Source organism: Cellvibrio sp. (assembly GCF_046347455.1).
Lineage (GTDB): Bacteria > Pseudomonadota > Gammaproteobacteria > Pseudomonadales > Cellvibrionaceae > Cellvibrio.
Genome location: NZ_JAXMGC010000003.1, coordinates 372,107 through 392,603, shown reverse-complemented (window position 1 = coordinate 392,603; position 20,497 = coordinate 372,107). Strand labels below are relative to the sequence as shown.

The following is a 20,497-nucleotide window of genomic DNA, read 5'->3' as shown; positions in this document are numbered from 1 at the left end:
CTGCCGCATTAAGTTCGTTATCCAACAGACCGAAACGACGCAAATTGAGAAAAATGGTGACCTGACTCAACCTAGCGAGAAAGGGTTCCTATGCCACAAATTCGCGCCACAGTGCGATTGCAGTTCCACCGTGGATTTAGCTTGTACGACGCAATTCCCCTGATTCCGTATTTCCACTCATTGGGCATAAGCCATATCTATTCTTCACCCATTTTGAAAGCGCGCAGCGGCTCTACGCACGGTTACGATGTTGTTGATCCAACTTGTATCAATCCCGAGATTGGCGGTGAAGCTGCACTCGTGCAGCTGGTAACAGAGCTTAGAAAACACGACATGGGAATTATGGTGGACATAGTGTCTAACCATATGGCCGTAAGTAAAGAAAATCCTTGGTGGCTGGATGTATTGTGCTGGGGAATTCGCAGCCCCTACGCGCAATTTTTCGATATTCAATGGGATTCGCCCGATCCATTATTAAAAGAACAACTCCTATTGCCAGTACTCGGAACCGCCTATGGTGAAGCGCTCGCAAACAACGATATTTTTTTAGATTTTGACGCAGACACTGGCTGTTTTTACGCACGCTATTACGACAATTATTTTCCACTCAACCCAGTCACCTATGGCCACATTCTCGGTAAAACCAATCAAGAAAATTTAGGGCTTCTGGGTCAGCAATTTGAAGAATTGGACACACATCAAAATCCGCGTGCGGATGCCGGGGCGCTGCAAAAAAAATTAAGTGAGCTTGCAGCAGCAGCGAATACAGCAAACCACATCCAACAAGCATTGAGTTACTACAATGTTGCGCTGGGTGAGCAGTCCGCATTGCGCGACCGGCGCAATTTTCAAGAAGAAGCAAACACGAGTAGTTCACCTGCCGATCCAAAAGATAACGATAACTTTCAGCGCCTACACCAGATTTTGGAATTGCAACACTATCGCTTGGCGAGCTGGAGAACTGCAGCAGATGACATTAACTGGCGCCGCTTTTTTGATGTAAATGAACTCGCGGGGTTACGTGTCGAACGAGCGGACGTATTTGAGGCCAGCCACGAAAAAATATTCGAATTAATTGCACGCGGCCTGATCGACGGCATTCGTATCGATCACATTGACGGCCTGGCTAACCCACGAGCCTATTGCCGCAAATTACGTCGCCGCATAGATCGGCTTATTGAGCGCCGAGCGCCCGAACTGCGAACACACCACTTCCCCATTTACGTTGAAAAAATTCTGGGTGAAGGAGAACAACTTTCCGCTGACTGGATGGTGGATGGTACGACGGGTTACGAGTTTATGAATCAAGTGTCGCTGCTCCAGCACGATCCCCGTGGCGAGTTACAACTTTTTGACTTATGGGCCTCAACCACCGGCCGTTTGGGAACATTTAAAGACGAGGCACGTGAAGCGCGACGCTTCGTGCTAACCAGTAGTTTGGCTGGCGATGTAGAAACTGTAGCCCAAGGCCTACTGCAAATTGCACGCACAGATTTAAGCACCCGCGATTTAACCTTGGGCGCAATTCGCCGCGCATTGATAGAACTCATTGTTAATTTTCCGGTTTACCGCACCTACGCTGGTGCTTGCGGCAGAACGGTGGACGATGAAAAGCAATTCAACGAAGCACTCGCCGGCGCGCGCCTGACTCTGGCAGAGGCAGATGTTCCCATTCTGGATCACCTGAACAGTTGGCTGGGCGGCGAACCAATCGCGAGCTTGCCGCCCGGCGAAAGCCGCCGCTTGCGTAGCGCCATTGTTGCGCGCTTTCAACAACTCACGTCTCCAGCTGCGGCCAAAGCCGTTGAGGATACTGCCTGTTATCGTTCCGCCGTGTTGTTGTCACGCAATGATGTTGGTTTTAACCCACATTGCTTCAGTGCGCCGGTTTCGTTTTTTCACGAGCAAACCGCCGCGCGCGCGCAGCGTTTTCCCCATAACCTGCTGACGACCGCCACCCATGACCACAAGCGCGGTGAGGACACCCGCGCGCGACTGGCAGTTATTAGCGAACGTTCCGCTTGGTTTGCCGAGCGCGCTCAGCGCTGGCGCCTTATGGCTGCACCTTTTCGGGTGGAACTGGATGAGGGTACAGCGCCCTCACCCGGCGATGAGCTCATCCTTTACCAAACCCTGCTGGGCTGCTGGCCGCTGGATGAACAGCCGCCGGACTCAGGTACCTACCTCCAGCGGCTGCTGTGTTGGCAGGAAAAATCTGTGCGCGAGGCAAAGCTCCGCAGCGCTTGGAGCGCGCCTCACGCGACCTACGAAAAAGCCACTCAGGACTTTCTTATGCATTTACTCAATTCGCACGAGGGCAGCGCACTGCGCGCTGAAATTGCTCAAGCCGCGCACAATCTTGCACCCGCCGGCGCCCTAAACAGCCTTAGCCAAACCCTACTGCGTATGACCGCACCGGGCATTCCCGACCTTTATCAGGGGGCGGATTTGTGGGGTTTCAGCTTGGTAGACCCCGATAATCGCCGCCCCGTGGATTTTGGCTCGCGGATTGCAATGCTGGAACAGAGTATTGCTGCGGCAGAACTGCTGAAGAACTGGCGCGATGGCCGCATAAAACAGTGGCTCATTTCCCGCGCCCTTGCAGCGCGCACCGAGCACTTCGCGCTCTTCCGCGACGGAGATTACCTACCGCTCACTATTGAAGGTGAACATGCAGACAAGGTGGTAGCGTTTATGCGTTTGTATTTATCCGATTACGCGCTTGTGGTTGTACCCCGCCTTACCTCAAGCCTACTGGGTGAAACTGATGTGCCCCACATTCCTGCCGCTGCCTGGGCTGATACTCACCTCTCAATGCCCGCAACGCTGGTGGGGTCTGAGTGGGTTAGCGAGCTGGATCACAGCCGAGTCGAGCTTACGTCCGAGCACCTTCCCCTAAGTGATTTGTTGGAAAACCTACCCGTCAATCTTTTGCATTTTAATCATCATTAATCACCACTTTTCTTATCAGGAGCTTCCATGATGAACATCAACGAGCACCAAGTTCGCGAATTTGCGTACCAAATTTGGGAGTCTGAAGGCCGCCCCTTCGGGCAATCGGAACGGCACTGGGAAATGGCGTGCAAACTTGTAGCGGCCCATGCCACAGCAGAGGTCGGAGGTGGAGACCAAGACATTCCTGCCAGAGAACCCGTAGAACCCATATCTCCGGGGGAGCCACTGCAACAACCGATTACGGATCCCATTCAACCGGGAGAACCCGCACAACCACCCGCACAACCCATTGCTGTTGCGCCGCCGCGCAAATCCCGTGCAAAAGCAACCGCGCACGCGCCCAAATCGCTCATCGACAACAACCCCGTGTCACTGGGGCGACCAGCTGATCCGGAACCTGAACTCAAACAAAAGTCACCGCTTGCGGAGCCTGCACCGCAAGAACAATCGGCGCTGAACCAAGAGACTCGGAGCAAGAAAACCCGGGCATCAAGCAAAACAAAAGTACCCAAACCCTCGCTGGAAAATGTGTGACACCTAGAAAAAGTGCGGCATCTAGCTGTATTACCCCGGCTCACGTACGGAGATAGCTATGACCAAAAAGCAAGAAGCCCCAAAGATTGAAGAATTCACGCGCGTTACCGAGGGCCACCCCTTCCCGCTGGGCGCTACATGGGACGGCCAGGGCGTTAATTTTGCGCTCTTTTCGGCCCACGCGACCAAGGTTGAGCTTTGCCTGTTTGATGACGAAGGCAAAAACGAGCTGGAGCGGATTGAGCTTCCCGAATATACCGATGAAATCTGGCATGGCTATTTGCCCAATATGCGCGCCGGTCAAGTGTACGGATACCGCGTTCACGGCCCCTATGACCCTGGCGCGGGGCACAGATTCAACCCCAATAAATTACTCATAGACCCCTACGCCAAGCAGCTGGTGGGTGAGCTTGTTTGGGACGAAGCCCTATTTGGTTACACCATAGGGCACCCCGACGGCGACCTGAGTTTCGATGAGCGGGACAGCGCCCACTTCGTGCCCAAAGCCAAGGTTATAGACCCCACTTTCCATTGGAATGGTAAACGCAGTTACCGCGCGCCTTGGGATAAAACCATCATTTACGAAACCCATGTGCGCGGTATAAGCATGCGCAATCCGGCGGTGCCAAAGAACTTGCGAGGCACATTCGCTGGCTTGGCCACGCCGGATCTCATTATGCATATCAAAGACTTGGGGGTTTCAAGCCTGGAGCTGTTGCCCGTCCACGCGTTTGTGCATGACAACCATTTGTTGGAACGAGGCCTGCGCAATTACTGGGGCTACAACAGCATCGCCTTTTTTTCGCCCCACCCTGAGTACCTTCACAGTGGTGAGCTAAACGAATTTAAAGAGATGGCTGCAAGTCTTCACGATGCCGGGATAGAGCTCATTCTCGACGTGGTATACAACCATACTGCCGAAGGCAATGAGCTGGGCCCTACGCTTTCGTTGCGCGGTATAGATAACGCCACCTACTACCGATTGTTGCCCGACAACAACCGCTATTACATTAATGATTCAGGCACAGGAAACACCCTTGATTTAACCCACCCCTGCGTACTCAGGCTGGTTACGGATTCGCTGCGGTATTGGACTACCGAAATGGGCGTGGATGGCTTTCGCTTCGATTTGGGCACAATTCTCGCGCGCGACGAAAAAAACGGATTCAATGAACGCCACGGCTTTAACGTGAGCTGCCGTCAAGACCCCATTTTGAGCCAGCTCAAGCTAATTGCCGAACCTTGGGATTGTGGCATCGGCGGCTACCAAGTCGGCGCTTTTCCTCCCGGCTGGGCCGAGTGGAATGACCGCTTCCGCGATACGGTACGCGCATTTTGGCGCGGCGATCACGGCAAGATGCCCGAGCTAGCCAGCCGCATCACTGCCTCGGGGGATCTTTTCAACTGGGGCGGACGCAAGCCATTTGCCTCGGTAAATTTCATCACCGCGCACGACGGTTTCACCCTGCGCGATCTCGTGAGTTACAACCAAAAGCACAATCAAGCCAACGGCGACGACAACCGCGACGGCACCGACAACAACCTCTCCAACAACTACGGCACAGAAGGCGATACAAAAGATCCTGACATCCGCGCGCTGCGCTTGCGCCAAATGCGTAACTTGCTCAGCACACTAATTCTGTCGCAAGGCACACCCATGCTGGTTTCCGGTGATGAATTCGGCCACAGCCAACAAGGAAACAACAATGTCTACTGCCAGGATAACGAAATCAGCTGGTTAGACTGGCGCTGGGATCAAGAAGCAAAAGCACTGGTCGAATTTACACGCAAACTCATCCGCATTCGCCACAAATACCCCATCCTGAGGCGGGGTCGCTTTTTGGTAGGGAACTATAACGAAGAGCTGGGTGTAAAAGACGTTTCATGGATTCACCCGAGTGGCGAAGAAATGAATGGAGACCATTGGAGCCAAGCAGACCGGAACTGTCTCGGTCTGGTAATGGACGGACGTGCGCAGCCCACCGGAATTCACCGCCGTGGTAGCGATGCAACACTGCTGCTTATTTTGAACGCGCAACAAGACACAGTAGATTTTAAATTACCGCAAGTTGCGCAAGGCAGTGGTTGGCTGAAAATTTTGGACACAACTGACGACGACCACCCAACACAAACGGCATTCCAGTTTGGTCACTCTTTTGTGGTGAAAGATCGGTCAATCTTATTATTTGAGCTGCAGAAACGTATTTGAGCTTGAGAAAATTGTTTGAACCCAAAAAAATATGTGAGTTCGAAAAAGGTTCTGATCTGGAAAAACTATTTGGCCACTGTGAAAAAATCCCCGATTACCACCGGGGACTTTTCGATAGTTCAACTCACGCAGATTTGTTTGCAGTGGCCAGCAAAAGCGCACCAATAACCAAACCCGAAACACCGGCCCATAGAGGTATATTGACGCGTTCCTTATCTTTCACCTCCATATGTAAAGGGCCAAGGTCAGCCTCATGCGTATCTTTGGTATAGGTAAATCCGCCATAGGCGAGACCAAAACCACCCAACACAATTAACACGATGCCAATTAATTTTTGCACATTCATACTTATATCCTCGCTTTAAGTGATTAAAATGTTTGCACTACCGCGCTTTTTCCCGTGCACGTTGGTTGTTATGTTTAGCGGTTTGTGCAGTGAACATAACTAGCGGTGTTAGGACAATCGGTCTTGATGCCGTAAATCACCACACCGATAAAACCAAGACACAAAAGCAATAAGAAAATTTGCCAAAACCTGATTGCCTTCATCGCAACCTCCTCGCATCGCCCTTACGCCAATAGTTAATGCACCAAATTTTCCCACAGCTGGTTGCGCAGTAGATTTTTCGTTGCGGCACGCTTATAACCAGCACGCGAACGGTCTAGTTCATCCATCCCCGCATCATCCCGTTTAAAGGAGTGTAACCTTTTGTTTTTTCCGCGATGCTTATCGAGTGACTTGTGTGGCTGCATACCGGACAGGAATTTTTGTTCACTCATATCTGAATAAAATTTCATAAGGTTTCCCTGAATTCATCAATTAAAATAAAGCGATTCAGCCGGCACATTAAAATCAAATACACACTGCATCCGTGCGCTAGCCCGCTTAAATTAAAATCACTGCTAACACACGCTTTGCATATTTTTTAACATAGGACGAAACAGCGTAACTGGGTGCGCTGTCGCACAGATACCTAAAACCCCAAGCTACTAGATTTATCATGCGGACGCCCGCCCCTATCAGGCTTCGCTAAGCCCATACAGGTTTTCAAAAATTCCCATCACGAAAGGTACTGAGCCATGGCTATTTTTTCACATTTTAAAAAATCGAAATTTGAACAGGCATCCAACCCGCAAGCCTATGAAGAGATCCTCAAAGAGTTCAAACATTTTATGGACGATGCTGAAGACATGTTTCATTCAGCAACATCAGCAACGGGAGAGGATTTGCTGAAAATTAAATCGCAATTCAGACAACGTGTGCGATCAGCAAAAGAACGTGTTGGAAACGCCAGTAACAGCATTATCAAGCAAGCCTATAAAACGGCAGACCTTACCAATGATTACGTTCACCAAAAACCGTGGACAGCCATAGGAACCGGCGTAGCCCTGAGTTTGCTCGCAGGTTATTTGCTTTCTACGAAACGAGACACTCAGTAAGTTAATAAAAGTTGCTGCACCACATGCGCAACCAAAGCGGCATTGTCCGCTTTGGTAGTGTTAATTCTGTAAGGATTGAGTAATCTTTTCTGACCATCCAACAAAATGAAAAAGGTCCAGAAGAAACTCATTGAGGCAAGACTGGACACACACACGATACCAGCTTGCCCTCCGTTTCATTCTGGACAAAAAGGAACAAGATTCTGAACAAAAAAAGAAAAATGAATCCTAAACGAACCTTGGCTCACTAGTGCCCTTTCAGCCGCATATCATTCTTAACCGATTTGACACCACCAACGGCCGATGCGACGCGCACCGCGGTATTAATATCCGCTTGCGATTCAACGAAACCGCTGAGCTGAACAACGCCTTTAAACGTTTCCACGTTAATTTCCGCAACTTTTAAGCTCGGCTCTTGCAAAATAGCAGCCTTCACCTTGGTGGTAATAACCGTGTCATCAACATATTCCCCCGCACCCTCCTGCTTGTGGGTAGAAGAACAAGCCGTTACTGAAAATAGCGACAGAAGAATTAAAAACAGTGAAAAATATTTGTTGACTCTATTCATATAAATTCCTCAATTAGATGTTAAATCATCACAGACTTGCCTTATGCAATCCTATGCTAGGCTAAAACGCATCGAGCAAATAATCGGTTCGCTGGCGTACGAAATTTTCATTGCACAGTTTAGCTTCACGTTTTCAATTAAGAATACGAAGGTGCATCGAAGACAATTCACACTTATGAAACAATCCACTCAATGTGTGGCCTCACGTACAGAAAGAAAACCGCGCACTTACGATAGTTCCACTAGGCCACTCATCCCCCCCGATAAAAATTTCCTTCCCATTAGATCCACATAAAACGGCCAAACCTTTTTCTTTGTACAAACGCTCTACATCGCAACAGGCTGGAGATCAACATGAACTATGAGCAGCACGATACCTATGGCATTTATAGGAGTATTCGGCACACAGGTCCCGGGCCAAAATTGTTGGGAGCGGAAACACTCATTGGTAGCGATGTGTATAACTATGAAGAAACCGATATAGGTGAGATACGGGAAATCATGTTGGAAGTACGTAACGGCTACATTGCGTATGCCGTGCTTGCATTTGATTTCCACGCTGGCATGAATGAAAAACTATTTGCTATCCCATGGGGTGCGCTCACATTGGACGCGGAAAACAAACGGTTTTTATTAAACATCAATAAAGAGCGGCTAAAAAACGCACCCGGCTTTAATAAAAATAAATGGCCAGACTTGGCAGACCTAACGCTATCCAATGATATACACGCCTATTACGGCATACGCCCCTATCACAGTCGTCCAGCGAATAATTAAAACCAATATGTATTTTATTTTTTTAAAAAATGATTTTAAGAATTTAAAGCGTTCGCTAACACACCGAGCCAAAAGCATTTACTCCATATTATAACTTTGGAGCACGCTTATCTTTGCTTGAATCAAATAACGCACTGGTAAACATTTTTATACCCGGAGGTTCAATATGGAAAATCAATTTACACACAACCCTGCCAATGATTACCGCAGCAATTTAACCAACCACTCGCTAACAAACCATTCACACGACGCCAGCGCAGTTTCCTGGGCAGCCATATTTGCCGGCGCCGCCGCGGCGGCCGCTTTGTCGCTGGTGTTATTGATTTTAGGTACAGGCTTGGGGTTCTCTGCTGTGTCAGCGTGGTCCGGTAAAGGCATTAGCGGAACAACGTTTAGTGTATCTACCATTGTGTGGGTAACCTTAATGTCAGTCGTTGCATCCGCGATTGGTGGTTACATTGCGGGGCGCTTAAGAAACCGCTGGTTAGCAACAGCGGCCGACGAAGTTTATTTTCGCGATACCGCGCACGGCTTTCTTGCGTGGGCAGTTGCTACCTTGGCAACAGCCACACTTTTAACCTCTGTTGTTACCGCCATAGTAGGAGCAGGCGCTGAAACGGGCGCAAACATTATTGGCAGCGCAACCTCAACTGCAACAGCCGTGGCAAGTGCAAACAAAAACACCTCTGACGAAAATGAAGCTCAAATAGGTGGAATGAATTCCGGCTTAACGTCTTATTTTACTGACATGCTGTTCCGCAAAGACGCGACCGCCGCTGCAACGGGCACCACAACCGCACCTGGTGTTGAACCCGAACCCGGGAGCGATGCCGCAAAAGCAGAAGTCGCACGCATTTATATCAATGCCATTGCGACTGGCGCACTCGCTACTGAGGATGCGCGCTACGCTGCGCAAGTCGTTGCACAATCAACCGGCCTTAGCCAACAAGACGCTGAACGCCGTGTGACCGATGTTTTTAAATTACTTCAAACCAAATTACGCGACGCCGAAACTGCCACGCGTGATGCAGCCGAAAAAGCGCGCAAAGCAACAGCCTATGGCTCGCTTTGGTTATTTGTCTCATTGCTTGCGGGTGCATTTATCGCAAGTGTCTGCGCCATCTTCGGAGGACGCCAACGCGATCTTTAAATTTAATACCTAATTTCTAAAAGATTTATTTCCACACAGGAGAAATAAAAATGCGTTCAATCCTATTGTATTTATTAGGCATACCCATTCCGCTCATTATCTTAATTGCACTTTTAACCTGATCGTCCAATTACCCTGATTGTCTAAAGCCAACTTTCACTCAAGAGGAAATTATTATGGCAACTACAGCAAGAAATGTAGAAACCAACGGCTCGAAAAAAGGCAAGGAGGCCATTGCACTTTTGCGTGCAGACCACAAGCAAGTGAACGAGCTTTTCGAAGAATATGAAAAGACGCGCTCAAGCGCTCGCAAAAAAACCTTGGTACAGCAAATTTGCACAGAGCTGACCATACATGCGCAAATCGAGGAAGAAATTTTTTATCCTGCCGTTAAAAAAGCACTGCGCGACAAAGAATTGATTCCTGAAGCTACGGTTGAGCATGCCACGCTTAAGGAGCTAATCGCGCAAGTGGAAGGAATAGAGCCTGACGGCGAAATGTACGATGCAAAAATTAAAGTTCTATCCGAGTACGTAAAACATCATGTAAAGGAGGAGCAGAACGAAATTTTCCCCAAAGTCAAAGCCACCACTCTCGATTTAGTGGAGCTCGGTATGCAACTGACCGAGCGCAAGGAAGAACTTATGGCCGCAACAACCCACTGACACACATGGGGGCTGCTTGCGCAAGCAGCTTCCCCACCCTTCCGTTTCTAACTCAGGATTGTCTTTTAACAACTTATGTGACACTTATGTGGGGCAGCCAACAGACAATCAGTGCACTTGACCCGATGATTTACATGACGCAACTTGAACCGGCACCAGAGATCTTATGGCGCTTTAAACCCGCAAGCTTCACTCAAGCCGTTTGGAGAGAGGACAAACAGATTGTTGCGTTATGCGCCGAAAAGGTAAGATCGACCCAGTTCAGTGATAAATTGGATTAAACAGCTCACCCACTCACCATTTTTTTTAACCGCGCCTGCCTATGTTTGCGCCTATAGCTCAAAGGAGCCATAGAAAACTCGAACCATGAAAGTTAAAACGACGCGTGCCAATATTTTCTGGCTATCTCTACCCACCGTCCTAGTACTTATGATGGTGGCAACACTATTTTGGTTTTTTAACCGCATGCAAGAGGCCGGCGAGTCGCGCACGCGAGTATCAAATGCAATTCATCTTGGGCAAACGCTTTTAACCTCGTTGGTGGATGCCGAGACGGGAACACGTGGCTATCTACTTACCGATGACGAATCATTTCTACAACCCTATCAAAAAGTTCGCGATGGCATTCCTGCAAAACTGACACAGTTGCGAGCAGCTACCCGCTCCCCCGAAGCACTCGCTCAAATTGACCGCGTGGAACCGCTTATAAAAGAAAAATTGTCTCGCCTTGCAACCGCCATTGCACTCAAACGCACTAACGATTTGAAAACCGTTTTAGCCAGCTTTCCCAACAACGAAGGCAAAATCATCATGGATTCCATTCGTGAAACCATGGAGCGCTATAACCGCATTCAAACGGTACGAATGGATTATTACGGCAATGAATACCAATCGAACATGAATTTTCTGTTCGCGTTCATTGTCTCCGCGTGTATTTTTATGCTGTTGTTTGCACAAGTATTTGCTTACAGCATTTACCGCAATATCCACCAACGCTTGATGGATTTGGTTCACACAGAAACCAAAAATTCACTGGAAAAACAAGAAGCCATGAACCAGCAATTGAACTCTGCTTATATGACGGTGCAGGACAGCGAACGAAAGCTGGAAGTTACCCTTAACTCAATTGCAGATGCTGTAATTGCAACAGACCGCGAAGCGCGGGTAACGCTAATGAATCACGTTGCTGAACTCTTGACAGGTTGGACGCAAGATGAAGCAGTCGGTAGAGCCATTCCCGAAATTTTTAAAATTATTAACAAAGAAACGCGCCAGCCTATAGCGGTACCAGTGATTGAAACACTGCTTTACGGAACCGCCCAGGGTTCAAGCGACAGCGTTTTAATTTTGCGCGATGGCAACCAGTGCAATATCGCCAACAGCTGCGCTCCTATTCGTGATCACGACGGACAAGTGATAGGTGCCGTGCTGGTTTTCCGCGATGTAACCGCTGAAATAGCGGCACAACAAGCGCTCATGGATACCAACGAATTAGTAAAAACCATTTTAGGTACAGTGGTCGATGGAATCGTGACCTTCCATGTAGATTCCAACCTTATAGCAACCGTAAACCCCGCCGCAGAAAAAATGTTTGGCTATGAAGCCAACGAACTCATTGGCAAACGCTTCAGCTCCATTGTTCCAGAGCTCTCGGAAGACAGAGGTTCACTGGAATATTACAACGCAACACCCGAAGAACGAGCCAACGGTTTAGTACGTGAAGTCACGGGCTTATTAAAAAATGGGCAAACCTTCCCAATGGAAATTGCAGTAAATGAAATGCGCCTCGGAGGGCAGCGTTTCTTTACCGGTGTTCTGCGTAACATTAGCGCGCGCAAACACGCCGAAGCGGTTATGCGTGAATCTGAATATCGTTACCGCAATCTTTTTGAATCCATTGACGAAGGCTTCTGCGTAGCAGAAATGATTTACGAAAATGGAAAAATCGTCGACCAACTTTTTCTGGAAATCAATCCATCCTTTGAAAAGCAAAGCGGTCTCGTTAATGCTCAAGGCCGTTTTTTACGCGATTTTGTACCTGATATGGAAGATGAGTGGTTTGCAACCTACCAAGAAGTATTGGAGACCGGCACTCCCTTGCGCTTCGAATACGAAGCGAAAGCATTCCATCGCTGGCTTGATATTTACACCTGCCGCCTCGGCGAAGCTGGCAGCAAAAAAGTTGCCATTTTGTTCACCAATGTCACCGAGCGTAAACGTTCTGAACAAGCGCTACGCGAAAGTGATGAGCGTGTGCGTTTAGCAACCGAAGCAACTGGGGTTGGTATTTGGGAATGGAATATTGCCGAGGATGTTATGCGTTGGGACGCGCAGATGTTCCGTATATACGGCGTAACGCCAACACCTGACGGCTTGGTAAAACGCGAAGACTGGCTACAACATTTAATGCCGGATGACAGGCGTTCGCAGCAGGCGCTAGATAGCAACATGAAGCTGCGTGAAAGATCAAGCCGCGAGTTCCGCATACATCGGAAGGGAGAAACCGAAACGCGATATATTCAATCCGTTGAAACCATGCGCGCGAACGTGCGCGGGTATATTGAATCTATTGTGGGAACCAATCTCGACATCACCGAATTAAAACGTACTGAAGCCATTTTGCGCGATAGCGAACGCCATTTACGTGCGGTTATAGATGCGTTGCCAGTAGCCATTTACACCACAGATGCAAACGGTTTGTTAACGCACTACAACCAAGCCGCGGTCGATTTTTCAGGGCGCACACCACAAATTGGCCAAGACCAATGGAGCATTAACGAAACATTGTTCAGCGCGAATGGCGACCCTATGCCAGCAGATCAATGCCACATGGCAATTGCGTTACGCGAAGACCGCCAACTACTCGGCGCCGAAGCCATTGCCATGCGCCCGGACGGATCGCGCGTTTGGTTTACCGCCCACCCCACGCCTTTGCATGACACGCGAGGAAAGCTGATTGGCGGCATTAACATGATGATTGATATTACCGAGCGCAAACGTCTGGATCAGGTGTTGCTGGAAAATAATATTGAATTGAAAAAAGCAAAAAACCTCGCCGAAAAAGCCAACCGCGCCAAATCAGATTTTTTATCCAACATGAGCCACGAACTGCGCACACCGCTCAGCGCGATTTTGGGTTTTGCGCAATTGATTGATGCTAGCAACCCTCCCCCTACACCGAGCCAAAAACGCAGTGTTGAGCAAATTTTACAAGCAGGATGGTATCTATTGGATTTAATTAACGAGATTCTGGATCTCACCTTGATTGAATCGGGGCGCATGCCTGTTTCAATGGAAACTGTTTCGCTTGCAGAATTAATTCACGAATGTGAAACCATGATTGAGCCGCAAGCGCTCAACCGTAACATCACACTTAAGTTTCCCACATTTGAAAATCCGGTGGTGGTACGGGCAGACAGCACGCGTTTAAAACAAGCACTCATCAATCTTTTGTCCAACGCGATTAAATACAATCGTCAGCATGGCGAAGTTACCGTGACATGTAGCGAGTGTGGACCTAATCGCGTTCGCATATCTGTTAAAGACACTGGCGATGGTTTACCACCCGAAAAACTGGCGCAACTTTTTCAGCCGTTCAATCGTTTGGGCAAAGAAAATAGTGCAGAGGAAGGCACCGGTATTGGGTTGGTGATGACAAAGCGCCTTGTAAAATTAATGGGCGGTACCATTCACGTAAAAAGCGCGCCCGGAAAAGGCACAACCTTTTCCATTGATTTGGACATGGCCGTTAATGCAGAGGTTATTGAAGCGGAACCGCAGGATTTTAAAAACGTCATTTCGCTTCCCGTAAAAACCGATGCACCCAAACGTACTCTTCTCTATGTAGAAGATAACGCCGCTAATTTAACGCTCATTGAAGATGTGCTCGCAACGCGACCAGATATTTTGTTACTTACCGCGCGCGACGGTCACAGCGGAATAGAACTTGCGCGCGTAGCACAGCCGGATTTAATTTTAATGGACATTAATTTGCCGGGAATAAGCGGAATGGAAGCTTTGAAAATTCTTTCAAAGGATCCCATCACACACCATATTCCCGTAGTGGCAATTAGCGCGAATGCAATTCCGCGCGATATTGAGAAAGGTTTGGAAGCCGGTTTTTTCCGCTACCTGACCAAGCCCATTAAAATTAATGAGTTCATGCACACGCTCGACAGTGCGCTTGAACTCTCCTCACAAAAACCCATGAGAATAAACTAAGAGATATGAATATGAAGCTAACAGAGCAAGATATTCTCAATGCCAGCATCTTGATTGTTGATGATCAGCAAGCGAACGTAGCGCTACTGGAGCAACTTTTAAGCGAAGCGGGTTATACGAATGTTTCATCCACAATGAACCCGGTTGAAGTCGGCGCGCTGCATCGAAAAAATTATTACGATTTGATTTTGCTGGATTTGCAAATGCCTGAGATGGATGGTTTCCAGGTCATGGAAGTTCTAAAGACCAACGATCAGGAAGGATACTTGCCCGTGATTGTGCTCACCGCACAACCCGGCCACAAACTGCGCGCATTGCAAACAGGTGCAAAGGATTTCATCAGCAAACCATTTGATTTAATTGAAGTAAAAACGCGCATTCACAATATGTTAGAGGTTCGCTTGCTTTACAAAAAGCTTGAGAACTACAACAAAATTTTGGAACAAACTGTAGCTGAACGCACCGCAGAGTTACGCGAAAGCGAAGCGCGTTACCGCAGCCTTACCGAGCTAGCTTCAGATTGGTATTGGGAACAAGACCACGACGGAAAATTCGTAAAAGTTTCTGGCCCCGTACTGGAAATGCTCGGCATACAAGTAGATCCGCTAGTAGGAAAAACCACATCTATCGCTGAGTTAGATAACGCGGGCTGGAACGAAGATGAACGCAAAGAGCTGCAACGCATTATTGAAGCGAGGCAACCTTTTATCGATTTTTCGTTTAGCAGAGTTGACCCTAAAGGAATCACACACCACTACCGTGTAAGTGGTGAACCTATGTTTGATTTGGCAAACCGTTTCATTGGTTACCGCGGTGTAGGTATCCAGTGCAAAGAAATGCCTGGCGTCAGCCAGTAAGGATAAGAATGCAACCGAATCATAGCCCACTACAAAACCACCTTATCGCCGCCTTGAGCAAACCGGAAATTGATCGGCTCACTGCACGTCTCGAGTTGGTACAACTTAAGCTCGGCGAAAGTATTTACGAACCCAATCAACCTTTAACACATGCTTACTTCCCAACAACCAGTATTATCTCGCTGCAATACGTAATGGAATCCGGCGCATCTGCAGAAGCTGCCGGTGTAGGCAACGAGGGCATGGTTGGTGTGAGTTTATTTTTAGGCGGTAACACGACACCCAGCGCAGCGGTTGTACAAACGGCGGGTTACGCCTACCGGCTTGATCGCACTATTTTAAAAGCAGAATTCAACTGCGGTGATTTTATGCAACGAATGCTTTTACGATACACCCAAGCGCTCATGACCCAAATGTTTCAAACCGCGGTATGCAATCGTCACCACTCCGTTGAACAGCAATTGTGTCGCTGGTTATTAAACACGGTTGACCGCATCCCTACCGGGGAATTAGTGATGACCCAGGAACTGGTGGCTAATATGTTAGGTGTAAGGCGAGAAAGCGTCACCGAAGCAGCAGGCAGCTTGCAAAACGCCGAATGCATTCGCTATAGACGTGGCCATATTGCAGTACTGGATAGACGCAAACTCGAAGCACGCACCTGCGAATGCTATCAAGTTGTTAAAAAAGAAGTTACACGCCTGATGAGCAACCTGAAGTAACAATAACCCGTAACTTATTTAACAAAGTCATACTTGTTCAATTGTTTAAACAGTCTAAATGGGAATGACTTGGGAAAAAAATTAAACTGACATTTTAAAAATCAGAAAAACGACGCCGAAGAATTTCGATAAAAGCAGAACGATAAAAAAACGTTAAAAAAAGAACGATAACAATAAATCAAAAAAAGCAAATCCCTTCGCTAAGACCAAGCAATCATCGCTAAGATTAATCGGATTACAAATACGTCCACACTCGCCAAACTGCTTCTAAAAAATCTGGAACACACATAAGCTTGCACTTAATTCGGGCGTATTCCAGCAAGATATTTAGGGTATTCCAGCAAGATATTTAGGAAGGAAAAGCGGAATTGATTCCACCAAACTGAAAAGTTATAACCGTCTACCCTGAATAATTCTCACCAAAATAATTACCACAGCTGCAACCAGTAATAGATGAATAAAACCGCCGATCGTGTACGACGATACCAAACCTAGCACCCATAAAATGAGCAGAATCACTGCAATAGTTTCTAACATGGTGAATCTCCTGTTTCAGTTGACCTGTAAGAAGGTAATGCCAGATTAGGAAAAGCGCCCTATAAATTCCGTACGCTAACTAACCTTATCCGCACCCATAAAATTGAAATAAACTGCGTGAAGCGCACTACTGAATAATCCACATGATTATTTTGATTTTTAAAAACGTTTACGAAAGCCTGCGCCGCAAAAAGGCGGCCACCTGCTTTTCAGCTTCTGCATGAGACACCGCATAGCGCTCTTGTACCAAACCGGCCAAGCGCTCAATTTGCCCCGCACTTTCTAACAATTCATCTTCCGTCACTTTGCCCTTCATCATCCGTGCTTTGGTAATTTCCTGCTGCCAAACGGCCTTTAATTGATGCTCTGTTAAAAGGTTTTTTTCCCGCAGAGGCAATTCATCACCTGCGAAGGAGTCTTCAAAAGTGCTCTGCCCTTCGTCGCTCAAGAAAGGGCTGCGCTTGTCCCGCCAAATGCTGTTCATATATTTGGTCATATAGCTTTTCTTGGGTAAGAAGTGGGATTGATGCGCATTGCTCAACAGGTAATCATGGTTTTTGTGCATAGCAAACTCCTGATCATGCATCGAGACAAAAATGTCTCAGGCGGCTGGTGGTGGCTAGTTATGAAACGGCCAATAGGTGCTTAGACTAGCCGCAACCACTGAGTTGAATCTGTACGATGCCGAACCTGTTTTAGGGTTTGCGGGAGTTTTTACAGTGACAAAAAGCCACCAAAATCGGGGCTTATGCGGCTTTTGCTTCCCTCCCCTGTGGATAAGCTGTGAAATACTGGTGCATATATCTAGTGCATCACAAAATATAAAACACTAGATATTGTGCCCAATCCAAGTCTCCCTTATAGTATGGCCACCTTGAGCAGTTGCTAACCAGTGCGCGCAGCCAACTTACGGCTCGCAGCCCAAGAGCAGCGCCTGGTCCTTTGATCTATCACAAGAACAGCAATAAGTGAGCGATAGAAAATGAGGCCGAACTTTTAAAAGCCATCCATCACTAAGCCTTACGGGGCTAGCGCCCTTAGCCGGTGGCATTAAAAGAACGAGCACCTGAATAACCACTGCGAATAACCGTTACAAAAGCCTTAATAGAGAGGAAAGCCATGTTAAGTTGGGATGAATTCGACACAGATGAAGCCGTAAAAGAAGCCGCCAAAGAATCTGCACGTCAGGAAGTACTCAATTCCGCGCCGCAAGCGACTCAGGAACCTCTAGCCCAAGCGCAGGCTGCTGGCGCGCCAGCAGCCACAACCGCCAGCTTTGCAACTGCCGCTAAAGAAGAAGGCATTAGCCCAGAGCTAGCCAAAGCCCGCGCCTCACTCGCGCAATTGGATTCCGCACCCGGCATTGCCGAACTTGAAATGGGCGCCGCCCGTATTCAAGTAGATGAAAAGCGAATGATCAACTGCCGCGCCGATTTGAACCAACTCGTACCCTTCAAATACGACTGGGCATGGCAAAAATATTTGGACGGCTGCTCAAACCACTGGATGCCACAAGAGGTCAACATGACCGCCGACATCGCTTTATGGAAAAGCAAAGACGGCCTCACCGAAGACGAACGCCGCGTTGTAATGCGCAGCCTCGGTTACTTCTCAACAGCCGACTCCTTGGTAGCCAACAACCTCGTATTGGCGATTTACCGCTTGATCACCAACCCCGAGTGCCGCCAATACATTTTGCGTCAATCATTCGAAGAAGCCATTCACACCCACGCCTACCAATACTGCATTGAATCTTTGGGCATGGACGAAGGCGAAATCTTCAACATGTACCGCGAATTGCCATCGGTAGCCAACAAAGCCGCATGGAGCTTGAAGCACACTCAATCATTGAGCGACCCAACCTTCCAAACCGGCACACCAGAAACCGACCAAGAATTGCTGCGCAACCTCGTAGCTTTCTACGTAGTGACCGAAGGTATTTTCTTCTACTGTGGATTCAGCCAAATTCTTTCTATGGGGCGCCGCAACAAAATGACCGGCGTTGCAGAACAGTTCCAATACATTTTGCGCGACGAATCCATGCATTTGAATTTTGGTATCGACGTAATCAACCAAATCAAATTGGAAAACCCACACTTGTGGACACCAGAATTCCAACAAGAAGTGATCCAAATGATTTTGGAAGGCACCGAGTTAGAAATTCAATACGCCCGCGACTCAATGCCACGCGGCGTACTCGGCATGAACGCCGCCATGATGGAAGAATACCTCCACTTCATCGCCAACCGCCGCTGCGCACAAGTGGGTTTGAAAGAACAATTCCCCGGCGCACAAAACCCATTCCCATGGATGAGCGAAATTATGGATTTGCGTAAGGAGAAGAATTTCTTTGAAACGCGCGTGATTGAGTATCAAACAGGTGGTGCGCTTTCTTGGGATTAATTTTTTTAAAAAATTATTGGCGACACCTTTAATTTATTTTGGGAGTCGTCACCCTCGCGTAGCGGACTAAAGCGCAAAGCGCTTTGAACAGCCGCAAGGCTGGCCCGAAGGGCGAGTGAAGCGAGCAAACCCAGCTCTTAAAAAGCTTCGCACTGCGAAGTAACAAATGGACAAACATGTTCCGGAGTGAATAAACCAAAACCGTTATTGAGTTGTATCAGATGTTTTTCTGGTGGGGCTTGGTAGCGGTTTTTTGTTTTTTAAATAAAAAAATAAACATTGTGGCCAACACATTTTTTGGATAATGCATGAACAAACCTTACACAATAAGAATGTTTATTCCGAATGGAAATCCAAGTTCCCTAAAAATAATCGACAAAATGAATTGGACTGGGGTCGGATTGGAAATCTCGAGACCCTCATGGAATGAATATAGAAATCGAGAAGAATTAAACAGAGCAGGCGTCTACATACTGGTCGGCTACCAAGAAGGCGACGATCTGCCTACCCTTTATATTGGTCAAGGTGACGGTATCCGCAACCGAATTGACTCACACGAAAAAAACAAACCATTTTGGGACAAAGCATTAATCTTCGTCTCGAGTAATCATGGCCTCAATCGCGCGCACATCACCTGGCTGGAATGGGCATTAATAACCAAAGCCCAATTGGCGAATCGCTGTAAAATCGATAACTCAGTTACACCAAGCGAACCCGTTTTAAGTCAATCGGAAAAAGCCGACACCTTAGAATTTCTACATGAGATTTTAAGTATACTTCCTTTACTAGAAGTTAAAATTTTTGAAAAGTCTGAGAAAATTATCGCCGCCCCGCCAACATCAACATCATCGGAAAACCTACTTAATACGATTATTGTCCCCGCTCAACAAGACGGATTCAAAGAAGTTTTTATTAAAGAAAATTGCTGGTACGCAATTAGAATCGGAGGCGGACGGCTTAGAGGCATAAAATATATTGCCGCCTATCAGGTGGCACCGACATCCGCCATCACGCACTATGCGGAAGTAGCTTCAATTGAACCCTACGGAGATGGAGGAAAATACAAACTAAATTTCGCAGCACCAGCTCGCCCGATAACGCCTATACCATTTGGTCAAGCTAAATCAGGCAGTATGCAAAGCCCACGATATACAAATATTGATAAACTTTTATCAGCAAAAACAGTTGCTGAGATGTTCGAATAATTCATTGTTTAGCATATCGCGCACATTAAAATTGGAGCTGGGTAATATTTAATATCCATGCCTGCTGCAGGTGAATTTCTGATCTTGCGCTTGTCAGGTGGTAACGGATCGTCTTGATATGACAACCTGCCGCACGCTTCACTTTTCTCTGCCTACCAAAGAAAAGCAAGCAAAAGAAAGGCGATCCAGCGAATTTGTGATCTTTCGTTTCTCAGGTGCTAACGAGTCGTATCATCTTGCGATGCCCAGGAAAT

At 47.7% G+C, this 20,497-nt stretch carries 17 protein-coding genes; 12 read left to right on the top strand and 5 right to left on the bottom strand.

The genetic code is table 11. The annotated features are described in order from the left end of the window. The first annotated feature begins 90 nt into the window (after positions 1–90). Genes treY through glgX form a run of 3 tightly spaced genes read left to right on the top strand, consistent with a single transcriptional unit; the run spans position 91 to position 5,698 of the window. Entirely contained in the window at positions 91–2,952 is a 2,862-nt protein-coding gene (gene treY, locus U1F02_RS08260; protein ID WP_409989892.1) for a malto-oligosyltrehalose synthase, read from the top strand. A gap of 27 nt (positions 2,953–2,979) precedes the next feature. Continuing rightward, positions 2,980–3,489 (top strand): DUF2934 domain-containing protein, encoded by a 510-nt coding sequence (locus tag U1F02_RS08255; protein ID WP_409989891.1) that lies wholly within the window; start codon positions 2,980–2,982, stop codon positions 3,487–3,489. Positions 3,490–3,547: 58 nt separating this feature from the next. Beyond that, positions 3,548–5,698, top strand: a complete 2,151-nt coding sequence (gene glgX, locus U1F02_RS08250) for a glycogen debranching protein GlgX (protein WP_409989890.1) — start codon at positions 3,548–3,550, stop codon at positions 5,696–5,698. Between the two features lie 124 nt (positions 5,699–5,822). Here glgX and U1F02_RS08245 read toward each other — a convergent pair whose 3' ends face one another. Together U1F02_RS08245 and U1F02_RS08240 are read right to left on the bottom strand one after the other, a co-directional pair. Then, on the bottom strand, positions 5,823–6,044 hold the full coding sequence (locus U1F02_RS08245) for a hypothetical protein (protein WP_409989889.1): 222 nt from the start codon (positions 6,042–6,044) through the stop codon (positions 5,823–5,825). Positions 6,045–6,280: 236 nt separating this feature from the next. Beyond that, positions 6,281–6,496 (bottom strand): hypothetical protein, encoded by a 216-nt coding sequence (locus U1F02_RS08240; RefSeq protein ID WP_409989888.1) that lies wholly within the window; start codon positions 6,494–6,496, stop codon positions 6,281–6,283. A gap of 282 nt (positions 6,497–6,778) precedes the next feature. On the opposite strand from U1F02_RS08240, the gene U1F02_RS08235 reads away from it, so the two are divergent. Further along, positions 6,779–7,138 carry a YqjD family protein gene (locus U1F02_RS08235; protein WP_409989887.1) on the top strand — a complete coding sequence of 120 codons (360 nt, stop codon included), beginning with the start codon at positions 6,779–6,781 and terminating at the stop codon, positions 7,136–7,138. A gap of 247 nt (positions 7,139–7,385) precedes the next feature. On the opposite strand, the gene U1F02_RS08230 is transcribed toward U1F02_RS08235, so the two are convergent. Further along, complete coding sequence (locus U1F02_RS08230) at positions 7,386–7,706, bottom strand: BON domain-containing protein (RefSeq protein ID WP_409989886.1); 321 nt, start codon at positions 7,704–7,706, stop codon at positions 7,386–7,388. A gap of 354 nt (positions 7,707–8,060) precedes the next feature. On the opposite strand from U1F02_RS08230, the gene U1F02_RS08225 reads away from it, so the two are divergent. The 6 genes from U1F02_RS08225 (at position 8,061) to U1F02_RS08200 (ending at position 16,098) form a co-directional block, all read left to right on the top strand. Continuing rightward, positions 8,061–8,483, top strand: a complete 423-nt coding sequence (locus tag U1F02_RS08225; protein WP_409989885.1) for a PRC-barrel domain-containing protein — start codon at positions 8,061–8,063, stop codon at positions 8,481–8,483. A gap of 166 nt (positions 8,484–8,649) precedes the next feature. Then, positions 8,650–9,633, top strand: a complete 984-nt coding sequence (locus U1F02_RS08220) for a hypothetical protein (RefSeq protein ID WP_409989884.1) — start codon at positions 8,650–8,652, stop codon at positions 9,631–9,633. 176 nt (positions 9,634–9,809) lie between these two features. Beyond that, entirely contained in the window at positions 9,810–10,298 is a 489-nt protein-coding gene (locus tag U1F02_RS08215) for a hemerythrin domain-containing protein (RefSeq protein WP_409989883.1), read from the top strand. Positions 10,299–10,664: 366 nt separating this feature from the next. Then, a complete protein-coding gene (locus U1F02_RS08210; protein ID WP_409989882.1) occupies positions 10,665–14,519 on the top strand; it encodes a PAS domain S-box protein in 3,855 nt (1,284 codons plus the stop codon). A gap of 11 nt (positions 14,520–14,530) precedes the next feature. Further along, positions 14,531–15,376: a response regulator gene (locus tag U1F02_RS08205; RefSeq protein ID WP_409989881.1), complete on the top strand. Its 846-nt coding sequence runs from the start codon at positions 14,531–14,533 to the stop codon at positions 15,374–15,376. 8 nt (positions 15,377–15,384) lie between these two features. Then, positions 15,385–16,098, top strand: a complete 714-nt coding sequence (locus U1F02_RS08200) for a Crp/Fnr family transcriptional regulator (protein WP_409989880.1) — start codon at positions 15,385–15,387, stop codon at positions 16,096–16,098. 390 nt (positions 16,099–16,488) lie between these two features. Here the strand turns inward: U1F02_RS08200 and U1F02_RS08195 are convergent, their stop codons facing one another. After that, positions 16,489–16,635, bottom strand: a complete 147-nt coding sequence (locus tag U1F02_RS08195) for a lmo0937 family membrane protein (protein ID WP_409989879.1) — start codon at positions 16,633–16,635, stop codon at positions 16,489–16,491. Between the two features lie 169 nt (positions 16,636–16,804). Then, on the bottom strand, positions 16,805–17,200 hold the full coding sequence (locus U1F02_RS08190; protein WP_409989878.1) for a CsbD family protein: 396 nt from the start codon (positions 17,198–17,200) through the stop codon (positions 16,805–16,807). 554 nt (positions 17,201–17,754) lie between these two features. Between U1F02_RS08190 and U1F02_RS08185 the strand changes: the two genes are divergently transcribed. Together U1F02_RS08185 and U1F02_RS08180 are read left to right on the top strand one after the other, a co-directional pair. Next, complete coding sequence (locus U1F02_RS08185; protein ID WP_409989877.1) at positions 17,755–19,038, top strand: ribonucleotide-diphosphate reductase subunit beta; 1,284 nt, start codon at positions 17,755–17,757, stop codon at positions 19,036–19,038. A gap of 308 nt (positions 19,039–19,346) precedes the next feature. After that, positions 19,347–20,243, top strand: a complete 897-nt coding sequence (locus U1F02_RS08180; protein WP_409989876.1) for a GIY-YIG nuclease family protein — start codon at positions 19,347–19,349, stop codon at positions 20,241–20,243. Positions 20,244–20,497: the final 254 nt, after the last annotated feature.